This is a genomic window from Curtobacterium flaccumfaciens UCD-AKU, from assembly GCF_000349565.1.
GTDB classification, from domain to species: Bacteria; Actinomycetota; Actinomycetes; order Actinomycetales; family Microbacteriaceae; genus Curtobacterium; species Curtobacterium poinsettiae.
Window position 1 is genome coordinate 208,892 of sequence record NZ_KB714631.1, and the last position, 17,364, is coordinate 226,255.

Here is a 17,364-nt window from a genome sequence, read left to right on the forward strand (position 1 = left end):
TCCAGAACACAATTTCTGGTACGTTCGGCACCGAACGCAAGGGAGCGAACATGACGACGGACTTCGCCGCGGCCCTCCGACCGGGCCCCGACACGATCGACCTGACCAACGACTTCAGCGGCCGCACGGCGGTGGTCACCGGCGGGGCGTCCGGCATCGGCAACGCGATCGCCCGGGCCCTGGCGGCCCGGGGCGCCCGCGTCGCCATCGTCGACGTCCGGGCCGACGGTGCCACGTCGGCCGCGGCCGACCTGCCCACGTCCGCCGTGCCGTCGACGGCCGCACCGGACACTGCCGCCGACGGGGCGGACGCGGCCACGAGCCTCCACGCCGGGTTCGCCTGCGACGTGACCGACGCCGACTCGGTGACCCGCACCGTGGCGGACGTCGTCCGGCACTTCGGCGGCGTCGACGTGCTGGTGAACTGCGCCGGCATCGCCGCCCTCGCCCCGGCCGAGGACCTGGCAGCCGACACCTGGGCGAAGACCATCGACGTCAACCTGACCGGCACGTTCCGCGTGGCGCAGGCCGTCGGCCGGCACATGCTCGACGCCGGGTACGGGCGGATCGTGAACATCGCGTCGCAGGCGGCCCACGTCGGCATCGACGGGCACGCTGCCTACTGCGCGTCGAAGGCCGGCGTCATCGGCCTGACGACGGTGCTCGCGCTCGAGTGGGGCGGATGCGGCGTCACCGTGAACACCGTGTCGCCGACCGTCGTCCTGACCGACCTCGGCCGTGCTGCCTGGGCGAACGAGAACGGCATCCGGCACCAGGACGAGATCCCGACCGGACGCTTCGCGACCCCCGACGAGATCGCCGCGGCCGTGCTGTTCCTGGCGGGGGAGTCGAGCGCGATGGTGAACGGCGCGGACCTCCGTGTGGACGGCGGGTTCACGATCCGCTGAGCCGTGCTCGGACTACGATCGCGGTGTCCGATCGAGTCGAAGGGTCCCGCTCCATGTCGTCCGAGAGCACTGCCGGCCCCGGCCCCGACTCGTCGCGGACCCGGTTCCCGCTGGACACCGTCTACCAGGCGGCGCGGATGTACTACCTCGAGGACGCCACCCAGGTCGAGATCGCCTCGCGCCTCGGGGTCTCGCGCCCGACCGTCTCGCGGCTCGTGGCCGAGGCCCGCAAGGCCGGACTCGTCCGCATCGAGGTCGTCGACCCGTTCCAGGACGAGACCGTGGCGCTCGCCGAACGCCTGCAGGTCGTGCTCGGGCTCCGCGCGGTGCACCTCGCTGCGGTCACCCACGCCGCGACGCTCGGCGCCGACCTGGCCGCACCGCTGGCCGCCGCGGTCGAGGGCATGGGACTCGTCCCCGGCGACGCCGTCCTGATGTCGTCCGGTCGCACCGTGTACGACGTCGCACGATCGGGCATGCCGACCATGCCCGGCGTCCAGCTCGTGCCGACCGTGGGTGGGCAGGCCGACCCGATGCCGTGGTTCCAGACGAACGAGATCACCCGGACGGCCGCGGAGCACTCCGGCGCGATCCCGGCGTTCCTGTTCGCCCAGGCGCTGCCGTCCCCGGCGATGCGGTCCACCCTCGACGAGGACCCGGCGTTCCAGCACGTCGTCGGACTCTGGAGCCGGGCGAAGGGCGCGATCCTCGGCATCGGTGCGCCGACCCACACCCGTGACGCGCTGGCCCGGGGCATCCCGGTCGAGGACGCCGCGTTCGACCGGGCCGCCGGTGACGTCTGCCTGAACTTCTACGCTGCCGACGGCTCGGCGATCGAGTTCCCCGGCAGCGACCGGATGGTGCGGACCTCGCGCGAGGTCCTGTCGACCGTGCCGCACGCCGTCGGGGTGGCCGTGGGCAGCGCCAAGGTCACGAGCATCGTCGCCGCGGTGCGGGGCGGCCTGGTCAACGAGCTGGTGACGGACGCCGCGACGGCGCGTGCGGTGCTCGACGCACTCGCCTGAGTGACCGTTCCTTCCCATCACGCGCGCGATGGATGGTGCTTCCGGGCATCCCTGGTCGTTTGTTCGTGGCAGGGACGCCCGGTTCCGTCAGGTACGCCCGGTTCCGGGGGCGACCGCCTGCGGCCGGGAGGCGCGGGGCGGGGCCGCACCGCGCCTCCCGACCGGTGGTCCCCACGTCTAGCGCGTGCGGCGCACGTCCCACAGGTGGTGCACCGGGTCGTACTCGAGCGGTGACCACGTGTGGTCGTCCGGGCGGTCCCGGACGTCGTCGCGTCCGAGGACCTCGGGCCACCCTGCGGTGTTGTCGTCGATGATGCCCGGCACGTCGCGGATCGTCACGGCGCTGCCGTCGTAGCCGCACTCGGGGCACGCGGTCTCGATGACCCACGTCCAGCTCTTCGTCTCGGGTTCGATCGCCACGGGCCCGATGTTACGGCGTCGTTACACAGTTCCGTCCTTCCGCGAGCTGGTGCGGATCGGGCGTGACCCCCGTCCGGGTGACACGCCGGTTCCTGAGAATCACCGGCCAATGACATTTCGGTTGCTCGGTAACGTCGCTCGCTGTTCTGGGCCGGTTCCCGACGGCCCACCGATCTTCTCGAGGAGCAAGGCATGGGTTCCGACCCCAGCAGTACCAACACCCGACCACACCGACGGCTGCGTGAGAGCGACGTCACCGTGGTCGACAAGAGCATGATGCGACGAGCCGTCAGCGGCATGGTCGTCGGCAACACCATGGAGTGGTACGACGTCGGCGTGTACGGCTACCTGGCCGTCACGATGGGGAAGGTCTTCCTGCCGACGGCCGAACCCTCGGTGCAGATCCTGTTCAGCCTCGGTGTCTTCGCGGCGACGTACATCGCACGCCCCCTGGGCGGCATCGTGTTCGGACGCCTCGGCGACAAGATCGGCCGCCAGAAGGTGCTCGCGACGACGCTGATCATGATGGCGGCGTCGACGTTCCTGATCGGTGCGCTGCCCGCGTACGCCACCATCGGCGTCTTCGGTCCGATCCTGCTCGTCGTGCTGAAGCTCGCGCAGGGCTTCTCGACCGGTGGTGAGTACGCCGGGGCCACGACCTTCGTCACCGAGTACGCCCCGGACCGCCGTCGCGGCTTCTTCGCGAGCATCCTGGACTTCGGCAGCTACCTGGGCTTCGCGCTCGGTGCAACCGTGGTGTCGGTGCTGCAGATCACCCTGGGCGACGAGGCGATGACCGCCTACGGCTGGCGCTTCCCGTTCCTGGCTGCCGGTGTGATCGGTGTCGTGGCCATCTACTTCCGTCTGCGCATCGAGGAGTCGCCGGTGTTCCAGGCGACCCAGGCCGCGCAGGAGGCCGCGAGCGAGTCCCGTGCGTCCTTCGACGGTGAGCGTCCGGCCAACGTCGTCGCGATGGTCCGCCAGCACTGGCGCCCGATCGTCATCGCGATCATGCTCGTCGCCGCGTCGAACACAGTGGGCTACGCCCTGACCTCGTACATGCCGACGTACCTGACCGACTCGCTCGGCTACTCCGCCATCGACGGCACCCTGCTGACGATCCCGGTGCTCCTGCTGCTCGCGGTGATGCTCCCGCTGACCGGCAAGCTCTCCGACCGCCTCGGCCGCCGTGTCGTGATGTGGATCGGTGCCGCCACCACGGTCGTGCTCGTCGTGCCGGCCTTCATGCTGATCGGGCACGGGGCGCAGTGGTCGACGCTCGCCGGCCTCGGGCTGCTCGCGCTGATGACCGCGCTGTGGGTGTCGAACCAGGCCGCGTCGCTGCCGGCGCTGTTCCCGACGTCGACGCGGTACGGCGGCATGGGCTTCGCATACAACATCGCGATCGCGGTGTTCGGCGGGACCACGCCCCTGATCGTGCAGGCGCTGCTCACGGCGACGGGTGACGAGCTCGCCCCGGCGTACTTCCTGATGGCGATGAGCGTCGTCGGCGCGATCGGTGTCTTCTGCATGAAGGAGTCCTCGCAGCGCCCGCTGCCCGGCTCGATGCCGGCCGTGGAGACCGAGGACGAGGCGAAGGAGCTCGTGCTCACGCAGGACACGAACCCGCACCTGGACCTCGGCGACCTGCCGTTCGCCGCGCAGGACGCCGCGGCTGCCGCTGCGCGCGAGGCTGCTGCGCGTGAGGCGTCACCGGCGCGTTGACGCTGCGGCTCTCGACGTGACCACGGACGGGAGGCGCGGTGTGGGTCCGACCCGCACCGCGCCTCCCGTCCGTGCGTGCGTGCGCACACTGCGACGATGCACGCGACGATCGACGAGCGTTCTGTCGCAACCTGCGCACGCAGCGGGTGTGTGCGCATGAGACGACGATGCACGCGACGATCGACTCGTGCTCTGTCGCGGGACGTGTGCGCACCCACGCGCGCCCTCACTCGTGCCGGTGCTCTGACGCCGGGTCCACCGCGGGCCACTCCGGGAACGGGTCCGCCCAGCTGCGCCACACGTCCGGCCCGGCGAGCAGCTCCGACGGCGTGAGCAGCGCCCCGTCGAGGGCCCGCTCGATCGCCCGGACGTCGAGCTGCTCGCCGACGAACCACAGCGCCTGCCCGATCGGGGCATCGGCGTCCCACGACGGGTTCGCGGTGGGGTCGAGCGCGAGCATCGACCCGAAGCTCGACCACGAGCCGACGTGGTCCGGCCGCGATGCCAGGCGGAAGAACCCCCGCGACCGCAGCACGCGACCGTTCACCCCGGCGGACAGGTCCTCGGCGATGACGGACGACAGTCGCCCGGGGTGGAACGGCAGCGGCTCCCGGTAGCGCATCGAGACCAGGGCGTCGCGGGCGTCGCGCCCGGTGTCCGCGCCGCTCGACAGTGCGCGCATCCAGCCGGCGCCGGTGGCGAGCACCCGTGCCGCGCCGCCGTTCGAGGCCGGCAGGTCGGCGGCGCTCCGGATCGCGGGCAGGGCGACGATCACGGCCTGGGGCGCCATCCGGTGCAGCAGGGACACGAGCGCCCGACGCCGACGGCCGGACAGCGGCTCGATGCGGTCGAGGGCGATCACCGTCGCGTACTCGACGAGTGCCGCCATCCGGTCCGCGGCCACGAAGGCGTCGTCGACGTCCGACCAGAGCAGGTGTGCGACGTCGTCGGCCCGCAGCACCCCGACGACGTGCCGGAGCACCCGGTCGTCGCCGGTCTCGGACCGTGCCGCGTTGGCGAGCAGCATGCCGACGGCGCGGGCATCGGCCCCCGGGTGCAGGGTGACGACGAGCCCGTGGTCGGCCTCGGGCCCGCAGAGCCGGTCGAGCTGGTCGGCGCGGTCCGCCACGGCACGGGCGGTGGCGAAGGCGCTCCCGGCGACGTGCATCCGGTGCCCGTCGGAGATCCGGGCGGCGACGCGGTCGGCGTCGACCTGGTGCAGGGCGGTGACGAGGGTGATGGCAGCAGCACGCATGTGGGCTACTGTAACTGAAAACCGTTATCAACAAGGAGGCTCGTCGTGAAGGTCCGCAACTCCCTCAAGGCGCTCAAGAAGATCCCCGGCTCCCAGGTCGTCCGGCGCCGCGGCCGCGTCTACGTCATCAACAAGAAGAACCCCCGCTGGAACACCCGGCAGGGCTGACGTCAGCGGCGGTCCGTAGGGTGGCGGCATGCGACTGCTGCTCATCCGCCACGGCCAGACCCCCGCGAACGTGCACGGCATCCTCGATGCCGTGGTGCCCGGACCAGGACTGACCGAGCTCGGGCAGCAGCAGGCCGACGCCCTGCCCGCAGCGCTCGCCGACCGTGGGATCGAGCGGTTGTTCGTGTCGTCGATGGTCCGCACGCAGGTCACGGCGGCACCCCTGGCGGCCTCGCTCGGCCTCGAGCCCGTGGTGCTGCCGGGCCTCCGCGAGATCGAGGCGGGCGACACCCAGGGCAAGAGCGACACGGTGTCCGTGCAGACCTACATCTCCACCGTGCACGGCTGGTCCGGCGGTGACCGCACGACCCGGATGCCCGGTGCCGAGAGCGGCGTCGAGTTCTTCGAGCGCTACGACGATGCCGTCCGCCAGATCGAGGCCACCGGGGTGGCGGTGGCCGCCGCCGTCAGTCACGGTGCCGCGATCCGCACGTGGGCGAGCGCAGCTGCGCAGAACACCCCCGACCACTTCGGCACGAAGCGCCACCTGGAGAACACCGGCATCGTCGAACTCGAGGGCTCGTTCGCCGACGGCTGGCGCCTGGTCGACTGGGAAGGCGAGCCCGTCGGCGGCGACCAGCTCATCGACCGCACGGCGCTCGACCCCACCGGCGAGCGGTTCTGACGCGACCAGCGGGCCGCCAACGCGACCCCGAACGGACGGGAGGCCCGGTACCAGCTGGTACCGGGCCTCCCGTCCGTCCGTCGGGGCGTCGACTACGCGAGCTGCGACGTCGGCGCCGAAGCGGACGTCAGCGGCACGATCACGCCGTGCGACTCGCGCAGGACGTCGAGCGTGCGCTGGACCTCGTCCGCGCGCTCCTCGGTCGTCCAGCCGAGCGCACCGGCGAGCACGTCGGCCAGCTCGTCGAGCAGGTCGATCGTGACCCCACCGACGAACGCCAGGTTCGTGCGGCGCAGGACGACGTCCACCAGGTGGACGGCCTGCTCGTGGCGGGCGAAGTAGGCGACCTCGGCGCGGGTGAGCGACGGGTCGGACTCGAGCGGCTCCACCGGGCCGTCGGTCAGGACGTCCACGACCTCGGCGGCACGGGTGCCGTAGCGCTCGAGCAGCCCCTCGACCAGTGACTCGTCCAGCCCGTCGCGGTGCGACTTGATCCACAGGGCGCGCTGGGCGTCGGTGGTCGGGAACTCCTTGCCACCGCCGATCGGCATGCCGGTGGTGTCGACCTTGCGGCTCATGCCGAGCTTGGTCGTCGCCTCGGTGGACAGGTGTGCAGCGAGGGCACGGAACGTCGTCCACTTGCCGCCGACGAGCGACAGCACGGTCGACTTCGGCAGGCCGGCGATCTGGGTGTCCACGATCCGGTAGTCACGCGACACGAAGCCGGGGGCGGTGTCCTCGTGGCGGGGGAGCGGGCGGATGCCGGAGTAGCTGTAGACGATGTGGTCGCGGGTGACCTCGATCTGCGGGAACACGTGCTTGACGAGCCCGAAGAAGTAGTCGATCTCCTCGTCGGTCGTCGTGACCGGCTTCGCGGGGTCGGCGTCGATGTCGGTCGTGCCGATGAGCACCCGGCCCTTGAGCGGGTAGATGAGGACGATGCGGCCGTCGTCGTTCTCGAAGAACAGCTCGCGGCCCTTGGTGGCTTCGAGCAGCTCGTCGTTGTGGACGACGATGTGCGAGCCCTTCGTGCCGCCCATGAACTTCGTCTCGCCGCCGAACGCCTCGTTCGTCAGGTCGGTCCAGGGGCCGGAGGCGTTGATCACGACGTCGGCCGTGAAGACGAACTCGTCGCCGGTCTCGCGGTCGCGCAGCAGGACGCCGCCGTCGCGGGTGCCGGCTGCCTCGACGTAGTTGACGGCGCGTGCCTTGTCGGCTCCCGCGGCCAGGCCGTCCTTGAGGACGTCGAGGGCCAGGCGCTCGGGCTCGTGCACGCTCGCGTCGTAGTAGGTGCCCGTGTACTTCAGGTCCTTGTTGAGGGCCGGCATGTCCTCGAGCGCCGCCTTCTTGGTGCGGAAGACGTGCTTCGGGACGGAGCCGCCGTCGCGCGAGAAGGAGTCGTAGATCGTCATGCCGATCTTGATGAGCATCGCGCCGCGCTCCTTGGTGGAGCGCTGCTTGTGCGTCAGCATGCGCAGCGGGGCGTTCATGATGCCGGAGAACGTCGAGAAGATCGGCATGGTCGTCTGCAGCGGCTTGACGTAGTGCGGGGCGATGCGGATCAGGCCGTTGCGCTCCTGCACGCTCTCGCGCACCAGGCGGAACTCGCCGTTCTCGAGGTAGCGGATGCCGCCGTGGATCATGTGGCTCGAGGCCGCGGAGGCGCCGGAGGCGTAGTCGCCACGCTCGACCAGGGCGACGTCGACGCCCTGGAGTGCGAGGTCACGGAACGTCGCGATGCCGTTGATGCCGCCGCCGACGACGAGGACCTGCGCGTTCGGGCGCTCGGTGAGGGCGGTCACCGTGTTCCGGGGCTGTGTCTTCTTCGACATGGTTCGTCGCTTCCTTCGTCTGTTCGTGGGGTCAGGATCGATCGTGCGCTCGTTCGACAGGGCGGGCAACTCGCGTGCACGAACGTGCAGCACACGTGTCGTCCAGGCCCGACGCGGCGGTCTGGAGGCGCGGCCGGGGTTGCAGAGGCCCTGCACGTCCGTGCATGGTTGCGTTCGACAGATCGGAGCACCATGAGTGACGCGGCTCAGCCCATGCGCACGCAGCAGGCGCTGCGCGCCGCCCACCTGTACTACCTGCAGGACCTGACGATGGACGCGATCGCCGACGAACTCAGCACCTCGCGCTCGTCGGTGTCGCGGCTGCTGAAGTACGCCAGGGACACCGGGCTCGTCGACATCCAGATCCGGTCGCCCCTGGACCAGGCCGCCGCGCTGAGCCGGAGCATCCGATCCCGCTTCGGGGTGCACGCGCACGTCGTCCCGGTGCCGGACCACACGAGCGACGTCGACCGGCTCGAGCGCGTCGCACTGTCCGCCGCCCGGATCCTGACGCAGTACGTCGAGTCGAACATGGTGATCGGGATCTCGTGGGGTTCGACCGTGAGCGCGGTCAGCCGGTACCTGGTGCCGAAGACCACCCACGGCTCGACGATCGTGCAGATCAACGGCGCCGCGAACACCCGCACCACCGGCATCGTCTACGCGTCCGAGATCCTGCGGCGGTTCGGCGAGGCGTACGGGGCGTTCGTGCAGCAGTTCCCGGTGCCGGCGTTCTTCGACGACCCCGCGACGAAGGAGGCACTGTTCCGCGAGCGCTCGATCCGCCGCGTGCTCGACCTGCACGAGCGGATGGACCTCGTCGTGTTCGGTGTCGGCGCCCCGCAGGCCCCGGTGCCCTCGCACGTCTACTCCGGCGGGTACCTGGACCCCGAGGACCGCGATGAGCTCACGCAGGCCGGGGTCGTCGGGGACGTCTCGACGGTGTTCTACCGGTCCGACGGCTCGTGGAAGGACATCGGCGTGAACGCACGGGCCGGCGCTCCCGACCTCGACACGATCAAGCGCGCGCCCCGGCGGGTCTGCGTCGTCGCCGGGCGGTCGAAGGCGGCGTCACTGCGGGGTGCGCTGGCCGCCGGGCTGATCACGGACCTGATCCTCGACGAGAGCGTGGGGCAGGCGATCCTGCAGCCCTGAGTCGGGATCTGACGCAGTTTGTCGGTGGTCCGTCCTACGTTCTGGTGCATGGTGCTTTCTCTCGAACGGCCCGGGCCGCGGTACTTCCGGCGGATGGTCGGCAGCGACGTCGACCAGGCCCTCGCGTTCTTCACGGGCGACTACGACTTCCGTGCTCCCGTCGTCCGGCGCACCCACGAGAACGCCCACTGGGACTTCGCGGGCGTCGGTGACGAGCGGATGTCCCTGCGCTCGTCGCGGTTCATGGTCGACCTGCGCAGCGAGAGCCAGGTCGACGACGAGTTCCTGGTCGCGTGGCTGCGCAGCGGTTCGAGCCGGATCGCCACGGGCGGCGAGACGTTCGAGCTCCAGGCCGGGGTGCCGGTCGTGCTGCCGTTCGCCGAGCCCTACGCCCTGCACCACCACGACATCGCCCTGAACCTGGTGCAGCTCGACCGCGACTTCGTCCGTGCCGTCGCCGGTGACGACGACTTCGCGTTCGAACCGATGCGCCGCCCGACCGCCGACGGCATCGCGCTGTGGCGATCGGTGGTGCGGAAGTACTCGGCCGTCTGGCTCGACGTCGAACAGGCCATGAGCCCGATGGTCCAGCACGACATCGCCGAGGCGTTCGCGACCGCGGCGATCCGTGCGTTCCCGCGGCGCAACAAGTGGCGTGCGTCGGTGTCCGGCAGCGGCCCCGAGCACGACCGCCTGCGCCGGGCGCTCGAGTTCGTGCACGAGCACGCGCGTGAAGCGATCGGCACGCCGGACATCGCGGCGGCGGCCGGCCTCAGCCCCCGCGGGTTGCAGCAGTCGCTCCGTCGGCACCTCGACCAGACGCCGGGGGAACTCCTGCGCGGCGTGCGGCTCGACGGCGCCCGGACGGACCTGGTCGGCGGTGCGCTGGACGAGACGACCGTGGCCGAGATCGCGCGGACGTGGGGCTTCGGGCACCTCGGTCGCTTCTCGGCGACCTACCGCAGCCGCTTCGGTGAGCTGCCGAGCGAGTCGCTGCGCGGGCACTGACCGACTGCTGCTGCGGACGGTTCCGCCGAATCTCGTGACACGGATCGCGCTGCCGCTGTCCGGATGTTCGGCTCAGCGCTGCTGTGGGCGAATCCGGTGCTGAATGGACGGGACGAACGCACCGCCCACGAAGGAGTCCGCATGCGCATCGGCGTCCCCACCGAGATCAAGAACAACGAGTACCGCGTCGCGGCCACCCCCGCCGGTGTCGCCGAGCTCGCATCGCACGGCCACCAGGTCCTGGTGCAGGCCGGCGCCGGGTCCGGTTCGGCGTTCACCGACGACGAGTACCGCACCGCCGGCGCCACGATCGTCGACACCGCGGCCGAGGTGTGGGAACGCGCCGAGCTGATCCTCAAGGTGAAGGAGCCGGTCGCGTCGGAGTACCCGATGATCCGCCCGGGGCAGGTGCTCTTCACCTACCTGCACCTCGCCGCAGACCGCCCCCTGACCGACGCCCTCATCGACTCGGGTGCGACGGCCATCGCCTACGAGACCGTGCAGCTGCCGGACCGCTCGCTGCCCCTGCTGTCGCCGATGTCCGAGGTCGCCGGGCGGCTGTCCGCCCAGGTCGGCGCGTTCCACCTGATGCGGACGAACGGCGGACGCGGACTGCTGCTCGGCGGGGTCCCCGGCACGCCGAAGGGCCGCGTGGTCGTCATCGGCGGCGGCGTCGCGGGGGAGCACGCCGCGACGATGGCGCTCGGCATGGGGGCCGACGTCACCGTGTTCGACATCAGCCTGCCGCGGCTCCGGGCCCTGGACGCCCGGTTCGACGGGCGTGTCACGACCCTGCGGTCGTCGGCGCACGCCATCGCCGAGGCCCTGCGCGACGCGGACCTGGTCATCGGCTCGGTGCTGATCCCCGGGGCCTCGGCTCCCAAGCTCGTCACCGACGCCATGGTCGCCGACATGCGACCCGGCTCGGTGCTGGTCGACATCGCGATCGACCAGGGCGGCTGCTTCGAGGGTTCCCGCCCGACGACCCACGACGACCCCACGTTCGCCGTGCACGACACCGTGTACTACTGCGTGGCGAACATGCCCGGCGCCGTCCCGCGCACGAGCACGATCTCGCTGACGAACGCCACGCTGCCCTACGCCGTCGCGATCGCCGACCGCGGGTGGGAAGCCGCGCTCGAGGCCGACCCCGCCCTCGCCGGAGGCCTGAACGTGCACGCCGGCCGGGTCACGAACGCCGCGGTCGCCGCCGCGCACGGCCTGGTCGTGTCCGCGCGCTGATTCTTCGCGCTGAGCGACACCTCACGGCCCGATCGCTGCGTGAGGTGTCGCTCAGCCCGAAACGACGCGCAGGCAGTCGCGCGTCAGGCCGCCACCGGAGCCGCCGCCCGACCGGCACGGCCGCCGACCCAGCCGGCGCGGGCCCGCACCACCACGGTCACCACGACCACGGCCGCCGCAGCCACCACGGCCGCCACCGCCGTCGGGACGGAGACGAGCGGCCCGTCGAACCGGGCCACCGCGACCCACGCCAGGCCCCACGCGACCGAGGCCATCGGTGCCAGGCGTCCCCGGCCCCACAGCGCGATGAGCACCCCGACGAGCCCGGCCACCGCGGCGACGAGCACGCCCCACGGGTCCTGTCCGAGTCCGAAGCCACGGAAGCCCGCCGCCGTCAGCACCGCGGCGGTGTTGGCGGCCGTCGCGACACAGACCCACCCGAGGTACAGCCCGAACGTGCCGTCGGTCAGGATCGCCTCGACCACGCCCCGGGACGGGGTCCGGCGCAGGATCGTGAACGTCCAGATCAGCACGACGAGCAGTGCGACGATGATCGGTTCGCTCGCCCACAGGAACCCGAACTGCACCGACAGGATCCACGCGGCGTTGAGCAGCAGGGAGAGCACCGCCGGCACCACCAGCCGCTCGTGCCGTTCGTCGTTCGCGGTGCGGAAGAGCTGCAGCACCGCGTAGCCGATGAGCCCGGCGTAGACCACACTCCAGATCGAGAAGGCCGGGCCGTCCGGGGCGATCGCGGTCGAGGACGCCGACAGGGCGCCACCGGCGGCGTCCTGGATGGGCGTGCCGCCGGCAGCGCCCGACCCCACGTACGCGCCGATGACGGCGACGACCGCGCTCACGGCCACCGCGATGCGCTTCCAGATCCTCTTCATGACAGTCCCTTTCGTCAGCATGCTGATGACCTGCACCGTAGGCGGCCGGTGGCGGCGGTCGTGCAGCGCGCGTTCAGGCAGGACGCGGGGCGTGTGGCGGAGCCGGCACGGGCCTCCAGGCCGGAGACCGGCCACCCTGCGTACGGTGGGCGCGTGAGCGTCGAACTGAACACCGTCTACATCGACCGGATCGCCCCGATCGCGAGTCCGTCCCTCGACGACACCTTCCGGATGCTCGACGAGCAGGGCGCCAGTGCGTGCATCGTCCTGCACCAGCCCGACGCCCAGGAACTCGGCGACGTCGCGGTCGCCCTCGGTCTGCACGAGCTCGCCGTCGAGGACTCCGCCGAGGGGCACCAGCGACCGAAGCTCGAGCGCTACGGATCGACGCTGTTCGTGGTGCTCAAGCCCGCGCTGTACAACGACCAGCAGGAAGAGGTGGCGTTCGGCGAGGTGCACGCCTTCGTCGGTGAGACGTTCTTCCTCGTCGTGGTGAAGGCCGACCCGCGGGGCAAGCAGACCGTTCCCCGGGCACTGCAGCGGATGAGCGGCAAGCCGGGTCTGGTGACGGTCGGGCCGCAGGCGCAGCTCTGGGCGCTCATGGACTCCATCGTGGACGGCTACGTGCCGGTGATCGACGGGCTCGAAGAGGACATCAACCAGATCGAGGACCAGCTGTTCTCCGGCGAGGCCGGGGTGTCCCGCCGGGTGTACGAGCTGTTCGGCGAGGTCGTCGACTTCCAGCGTGCAGCGCGTCCACTCGTCTACATCATCGAGAACCTGCACCGCGGTGCCGAGAAGTACCACCTGCCGGTGGAGATGCAGCGCCGGTTCCGCGACGTCCTCGACCACTCGATCCGGGTGGTGGAGCGGCTCGACACCTTCCGGCAGCTGCTGCAGAACGCCCTGACCGTCGACTCCACCCTGGCGGCCCAGAAGCAGAACGACGACACGAAGAAGATCTCCGGGTGGGCGGCGATCCTGTTCGCACCGACGCTCATCGCCGCGATCTACGGGATGAACTTCACGCACATGCCCGAACTCGGCTGGACGTGGGGGTACCCGCTGTCGATCGTCGCGATGGTCCTGTTCGCGGCGATCCTGTACGTGGTGTTCAAGGTGAAGCGCTGGTTCTGAGCCGCGCCGCAGCCGGATTTGCAGCGGACGGCCCCGGACCGGAAAGCTCTGACGTGCAACGACGCCGACTGGAGCCCGCATGCCGCACGAACTCGTCCACCTGAGCGCCGGTGGCGTCTCGCTCGTCCTCGACTGCCGTGACGACGCGCTCCCCGCCGTCGTGCACTGGGGAGCGGCGCTCGGCCCGCTCGACACCGCCGCACTGACGGCACTCGCCGACGCCGACGTCACCCCGGTGTCCCCGAACGAGATGGACGCCCCCGTCCGCCTGTCGGTGCTGCCCGAACCGCACCGCGGCTGGAGCGGCCGTCCGGGGCTCGCCGGGCACCGGGACGGTGCCGACTGGTCGCCGGCGTTCACGGTGACGGCCCTCGCGGTCACGGACACCACGGTCACCGCCGACGCCGCGGACACCACCGCCGGGCTCACGGTCCGGGTGGTGACCGAGATGCTCGGCTCCGGGCTCGTGCGGGCCCGGGCGAGCGTGACGAACACCGCCGACGGCGCCTACACCGTCGACGACCTGACGCTCGCGATGCCGATCCCGTCGGGGGCCCGCGAGATCCTGGACTTCGCCGGCCGCTGGGGCAAGGAACGGACCCCGCAGCGCCGGGAACTCGTCGTCGGCACCCACCAGCGCGAGGGACGGAAGGGCCGCACCGGCACCGACGCGGCGACCGTGCTGACGGTGGGGGAGCCGGGCTTCGGCTTCGCCCGCGGCCAGGTCTGGGGCGTCCACACCGCGTGGAGCGGGAACCACAGGCACCACGCCGAACGGCTCGCCACCGGCCGCCAGGTCATCGGCGGCGGCGAACTCCTGCTGCCCGGCGAGGTCCGGCTCGACACCGGTGCCACCTACGAGGGGCCGTGGGTGTACTTCGCGCACGGCGACGGACTCGACGACCAGGCCCGACGGTTCCACCGCTGGCTCCGCAGCCGCCCGCAGCACCCGACGACGCCGCGCCCGACGACGATCAACGTGTGGGAGGCCGTGTACTTCGACCACGACCTGGCCCGCCTCGTCGACCTCGCCGAGCGTGCCGCGGCCCTCGGCGTCGAACGCTACGTGCTCGACGACGGCTGGTTCCGCGGGCGCCGCGACGACCACGCCGGCCTCGGCGACTGGTACGTCGACGAGGACGTCTGGCCGGACGGGCTCGGACCCCTGGTCGACCGCGTCCGTGCACTCGGCATGGAGTTCGGCCTGTGGTTCGAACCCGAGATGGTGAACGAGGACAGCGACCTCGCCCGCGCCCACCCGGAGTGGATCCTGCAGGCCGACGGACGACTGCCCGCGCGCTCCCGCGACCAGCAGGTGCTCAACCTGGCGATCCCCGAGGCCTTCGCGTACGTGCTCGAGCGGATGACGGCGATCATCGGCGAGTACGGCATCGAGTACGTCAAGTGGGACCACAACCGCGACCTCGTCGAGGCGGGCTTCCCCGGTGGCGGTGCAGCGGTCCACGAGCAGACCCTCGCGGCGTACCGGTTGATGGCCACGCTCGGCGAGCGGTTCCCGGCGCTCGAGATCGAGTCGTGCTCGTCGGGTGGCGGCCGCGTCGACCTCGGCGTCATCGAGCACACCGCGCGGGTGTGGGTGTCCGACGACATCGACCCGCTCGAGCGTCAGCAGATGCACCGGTGGACGCAGCAGCTCCTGCCGCCGGAGCTGCTCGGCTCGCACATCGCCAGCGGCCGGAACCACACCACCGGTCGGGTCCACGACCTCGCCTTCCGCGCCGGTACCGCCCTGGTCGGGCACCTCGGCATCGAGTGGGACCTGGCCGGTGCGACCGCCGAGGAGTCCCGGGCGCTCACCGAGTGGATCGCGCTGTACCGGGAGCTCCGCCCGCTCCTGCACGGCGGCGACCTGGTGCGCTCGGACGAGGTCGACGACTCGCGGCTCGTGTACGGCACGGTCACGCCGGACCGGCAGCAGGCGGTCTTCTTCCTGGCGAGCATCGGGCGCTCCGAGGTGTCCGGCACCGGCCGGGTCACCTTCCGCGACCTCGACCCGGACACGTCGTACCGCGTCGACCCCGTGGTCATCGGGGCCGGCCATGACCTGGTTCGACCGGACTGGTGGTCCGGCCCGCGCGTCTTCAGCGGACGGGTGCTCGGCACGGTCGGCCTGCAGCCGCCGCTCATGCCGGCCGAGGGCGTGGTGCCGTTCCGGGTGACGGCCGTCTGACGGCGGGTGGTCGGGACACCCGGCCTGGAGGCCCGCCCCGCGTCCGGCGGGCCCGTCGCGGTCCGTCATCGGGTGCGTCCGGCCCGTTAGGCTTCCGGTCATGCCGCACTCCGGACACGCGACCCCGGTCTGGGCCCTCAAGCTCGCCGTCGTCACCGCCCTGGTGGGCGTCTCCGGCGGCATCGCCGGCATCGCGGTCTGGCTCGCGCTCCAGCTCATCCAGTTCGTCGCCTTCGGGTACGGGTTCGGTGGGCACCTCGAGGCGGCCGACGCCCCCTCCGGGCTGAACCGGTTCCTCGCGCTCACCGCCGCCGGGGTCCTGACCGGGTTCGCCTGGTGGGCGCTCCGTCGGTGGGGTCGTTCGATCGTCTCGGTCACCGCGGCCGTCGACGGCAAGCGGATGCCCGCCCTGGCGACGCTCGCGAACGCCGGCGTCCAGATCCTGGCCGTGGGGCTCGGGGCGTCCATCGGCAAGGAAGTCGCGCCGCGCGAGGTCGGGGCCTGGCTCGCCCAGCTCGTCACCCGTCGTGCGGGGCTGACGGCGCGCGAGACGAAGATCCTCGTGGCCTGCGGTGCCGCGGCCGGCCTCGCCGCCGTGTACGACGTGCCCCTCGGCGGTGCCCTGTTCGCGGTCGAGGTCCTGCTCGGCGAGATCAGCTTCGCGACCGCGCTGCCCGCCTTCGCCACGAGTGCCGTCGCCGCCATCACCGCCCGGCTCGTGATCCCGGACGAGGTGCTCTACCACGTGCCCGCGATGCACCTGTCGCCGTCGCTGCTGGTCTGGGCGATCGTCGTGGGGCCGGTGCTCGGGCTCGCCGGGGTCGGGTTCGTGAAGCTGACCAACCGACTGCAGGGCATCGCGCCGAAGGGCTGGCACCTGCTCGTCGTGCTGCCGCTGGTGTTCGCGATGGTCGGGCTCATCGCGATCCCGTTCCCGGAGATCCTCGGCAACGGGCGGGCGCTCGGCCTCGTCGCGATGAACAGCGCCCTGGACGATTCGTCGTTCGCCGGTCTCTCGCCGGTGGTGTTCCTGCTGCTGCTCGGGGTCCTGCGGACCGTGACCACCTCGGCCACCATCGGCGCTGGTGCGGTCGGTGGCACGCTGACCCCCTCGATCGCGATCGGTTCGGCGATCGGCGGCGGACTGGGTGGCGCGTGGCTGCTGCTCTGGCCGGCTGACGGCCCGAGCCTGGCGGCCTTCGCGTTCGTCGGTGCCGCGGCCTTCCTCGCCACCACCATGCGCGCACCGTTCACGGCGCTCGTGCTCGTCGTCGAGTTCACGCAGCAGGGCACCGACATCCTCGTGCCCTCGTTGCTCGCGGTGTCCGGCGCGGTCGCCGTCGGGTACGTCCTCGCCCGTCGTCGCAGCGCCCAGATGGTGTGAGGACCCCGGACGTTCCGGTGCGGACGGCGGCCCAGGGGCCTACTGTCGGCGCCAGGACGGAGCGACGGGCTCCGCACCGAGACGAGGAGCAGCCGATGGCGGGGTTCGACGACATCACGAAGAAGGCCCAGGAGTTCCTGAAGGACGGCAAGGTCCAGGACGCCCTGAAGAGCGAGAAGGCCGAGGACGTCAGCGACAAGGTGCTCGGCGGCGTGGCCGACGCGGTCAAGAAGGCCACGGGCGGCAAGTACGACGACAAGATCGACGGCGCCCGCGACGCAGCGGACGAGAAGATCGGCAACGAGTAACGAACGACGTGCGACGGCCCAGGTCCCG

Annotated in this window: 16 protein-coding genes; 12 read left to right on the forward strand and 4 right to left on the reverse strand. The window is 71.5% G+C overall.

The genetic code is table 11. From position 1 onward, the window contains the following. The first annotated feature begins 50 nt into the window (after positions 1–50). On the forward strand, positions 51–908 hold the full coding sequence (locus H489_RS34575; RefSeq protein WP_017888455.1) for a GolD/DthD family dehydrogenase: 858 nt from the start codon (positions 51–53) through the stop codon (positions 906–908). A 53-nt stretch (positions 909–961) separates the two neighbouring features. Beyond that, positions 962–1,933 (forward strand): sugar-binding transcriptional regulator, encoded by a 972-nt coding sequence (locus H489_RS34580; protein WP_017888456.1) that lies wholly within the window; start codon positions 962–964, stop codon positions 1,931–1,933. Positions 1,934–2,110: 177 nt separating this feature from the next. Here the strand turns inward: H489_RS34580 and H489_RS34585 are convergent, their stop codons facing one another. Then, positions 2,111–2,353, reverse strand: a complete 243-nt coding sequence (locus tag H489_RS34585; protein WP_017888457.1) for a hypothetical protein — start codon at positions 2,351–2,353, stop codon at positions 2,111–2,113. A gap of 192 nt (positions 2,354–2,545) precedes the next feature. On the opposite strand from H489_RS34585, the gene H489_RS34590 reads away from it, so the two are divergent. After that, positions 2,546–4,078: an MFS transporter gene (locus H489_RS34590; protein ID WP_017888458.1), complete on the forward strand. Its 1,533-nt coding sequence runs from the start codon at positions 2,546–2,548 to the stop codon at positions 4,076–4,078. Between the two features lie 226 nt (positions 4,079–4,304). On the opposite strand, the gene H489_RS34595 is transcribed toward H489_RS34590, so the two are convergent. Continuing rightward, positions 4,305–5,333: a GTP-binding protein gene (locus H489_RS34595; protein WP_017888459.1), complete on the reverse strand. Its 1,029-nt coding sequence runs from the start codon at positions 5,331–5,333 to the stop codon at positions 4,305–4,307. Between the two features lie 45 nt (positions 5,334–5,378). On the opposite strand from H489_RS34595, the gene ykgO reads away from it, so the two are divergent. Together ykgO and H489_RS34605 are read left to right on the forward strand one after the other, a co-directional pair. Further along, positions 5,379–5,501, forward strand: a complete 123-nt coding sequence (gene ykgO, locus H489_RS34600) for a type B 50S ribosomal protein L36 (protein WP_017888460.1) — start codon at positions 5,379–5,381, stop codon at positions 5,499–5,501. A gap of 28 nt (positions 5,502–5,529) precedes the next feature. After that, complete coding sequence (locus H489_RS34605; protein ID WP_017888461.1) at positions 5,530–6,186, forward strand: histidine phosphatase family protein; 657 nt, start codon at positions 5,530–5,532, stop codon at positions 6,184–6,186. 92 nt (positions 6,187–6,278) lie between these two features. On the opposite strand, the gene H489_RS34610 is transcribed toward H489_RS34605, so the two are convergent. After that, a complete protein-coding gene (locus tag H489_RS34610) occupies positions 6,279–8,018 on the reverse strand; it encodes a glycerol-3-phosphate dehydrogenase/oxidase (RefSeq protein WP_017888462.1) in 1,740 nt (579 codons plus the stop codon). Positions 8,019–8,231: 213 nt separating this feature from the next. Here H489_RS34610 and H489_RS34615 point away from each other — a divergent pair, with 213 nt between their 5' ends. The 3 genes from H489_RS34615 to ald all read left to right on the forward strand — a co-directional run bounded on the left by H489_RS34615 (position 8,232) and on the right by ald (position 11,423). Further along, positions 8,232–9,173 (forward strand): sugar-binding transcriptional regulator, encoded by a 942-nt coding sequence (locus H489_RS34615; RefSeq protein WP_017888463.1) that lies wholly within the window; start codon positions 8,232–8,234, stop codon positions 9,171–9,173. 48 nt (positions 9,174–9,221) lie between these two features. Beyond that, positions 9,222–10,181, forward strand: a complete 960-nt coding sequence (locus H489_RS37110) for a helix-turn-helix transcriptional regulator (protein ID WP_081612355.1) — start codon at positions 9,222–9,224, stop codon at positions 10,179–10,181. Positions 10,182–10,322: 141 nt separating this feature from the next. Then, positions 10,323–11,423, forward strand: coding sequence for an alanine dehydrogenase (gene ald, locus H489_RS34625; protein ID WP_017888465.1), 1,101 nt, complete (start codon positions 10,323–10,325; stop codon positions 11,421–11,423). 83 nt (positions 11,424–11,506) lie between these two features. Here ald and H489_RS34630 read toward each other — a convergent pair whose 3' ends face one another. Then, entirely contained in the window at positions 11,507–12,316 is an 810-nt protein-coding gene (locus H489_RS34630) for a tryptophan-rich sensory protein (protein WP_017888466.1), read from the reverse strand. A gap of 153 nt (positions 12,317–12,469) precedes the next feature. On the opposite strand from H489_RS34630, the gene H489_RS34635 reads away from it, so the two are divergent. From H489_RS34635 to H489_RS34650, 4 genes are all read left to right on the forward strand, one after another. Further along, on the forward strand, positions 12,470–13,453 hold the full coding sequence (locus tag H489_RS34635; protein WP_017888467.1) for a magnesium and cobalt transport protein CorA: 984 nt from the start codon (positions 12,470–12,472) through the stop codon (positions 13,451–13,453). Positions 13,454–13,532: 79 nt separating this feature from the next. Then, positions 13,533–15,644, forward strand: coding sequence for an alpha-galactosidase (locus tag H489_RS34640; protein WP_017888468.1), 2,112 nt, complete (start codon positions 13,533–13,535; stop codon positions 15,642–15,644). A gap of 100 nt (positions 15,645–15,744) precedes the next feature. Continuing rightward, positions 15,745–17,028 (forward strand): chloride channel protein, encoded by a 1,284-nt coding sequence (locus tag H489_RS34645; RefSeq protein ID WP_017888469.1) that lies wholly within the window; start codon positions 15,745–15,747, stop codon positions 17,026–17,028. A 95-nt stretch (positions 17,029–17,123) separates the two neighbouring features. Further along, positions 17,124–17,336: an antitoxin gene (locus H489_RS34650; RefSeq protein ID WP_017888470.1), complete on the forward strand. Its 213-nt coding sequence runs from the start codon at positions 17,124–17,126 to the stop codon at positions 17,334–17,336. Positions 17,337–17,364 lie beyond the last annotated feature (28 nt).

Excerpts from the sequence above, each read along its gene's own strand:
- H489_RS34575 (WP_017888455.1), top strand. The coding sequence starts at position 51 with ATGACGACGGACTTCGCCGCGGCCCTCCGACCGGGCCCCGACACGATC.
- H489_RS34580 (WP_017888456.1), top strand. The coding sequence starts at position 962 with ATGTCGTCCGAGAGCACTGCCGGCCCCGGCCCCGACTCGTCGCGGACC.
- H489_RS34590 (WP_017888458.1), top strand. The coding sequence starts at position 2,546 with ATGGGTTCCGACCCCAGCAGTACCAACACCCGACCACACCGACGGCTG.
- H489_RS34595 (WP_017888459.1), bottom strand. The coding sequence starts at position 5,333 with ATGCGTGCTGCTGCCATCACCCTCGTCACCGCCCTGCACCAGGTCGAC.
- H489_RS34605 (WP_017888461.1), top strand. The coding sequence starts at position 5,530 with ATGCGACTGCTGCTCATCCGCCACGGCCAGACCCCCGCGAACGTGCAC.
- H489_RS34610 (WP_017888462.1), bottom strand. The coding sequence starts at position 8,018 with ATGTCGAAGAAGACACAGCCCCGGAACACGGTGACCGCCCTCACCGAG.
- H489_RS34615 (WP_017888463.1), top strand. The coding sequence starts at position 8,232 with ATGCGCACGCAGCAGGCGCTGCGCGCCGCCCACCTGTACTACCTGCAG.
- H489_RS37110 (WP_081612355.1), top strand. The coding sequence starts at position 9,222 with ATGGTGCTTTCTCTCGAACGGCCCGGGCCGCGGTACTTCCGGCGGATG.
- ald (WP_017888465.1), top strand. The coding sequence starts at position 10,323 with ATGCGCATCGGCGTCCCCACCGAGATCAAGAACAACGAGTACCGCGTC.
- H489_RS34630 (WP_017888466.1), bottom strand. The coding sequence starts at position 12,316 with ATGAAGAGGATCTGGAAGCGCATCGCGGTGGCCGTGAGCGCGGTCGTC.
- H489_RS34640 (WP_017888468.1), top strand. The coding sequence starts at position 13,533 with ATGCCGCACGAACTCGTCCACCTGAGCGCCGGTGGCGTCTCGCTCGTC.
- H489_RS34645 (WP_017888469.1), top strand. The coding sequence starts at position 15,745 with ATGCCGCACTCCGGACACGCGACCCCGGTCTGGGCCCTCAAGCTCGCC.
- H489_RS34650 (WP_017888470.1), top strand. The coding sequence starts at position 17,124 with ATGGCGGGGTTCGACGACATCACGAAGAAGGCCCAGGAGTTCCTGAAG.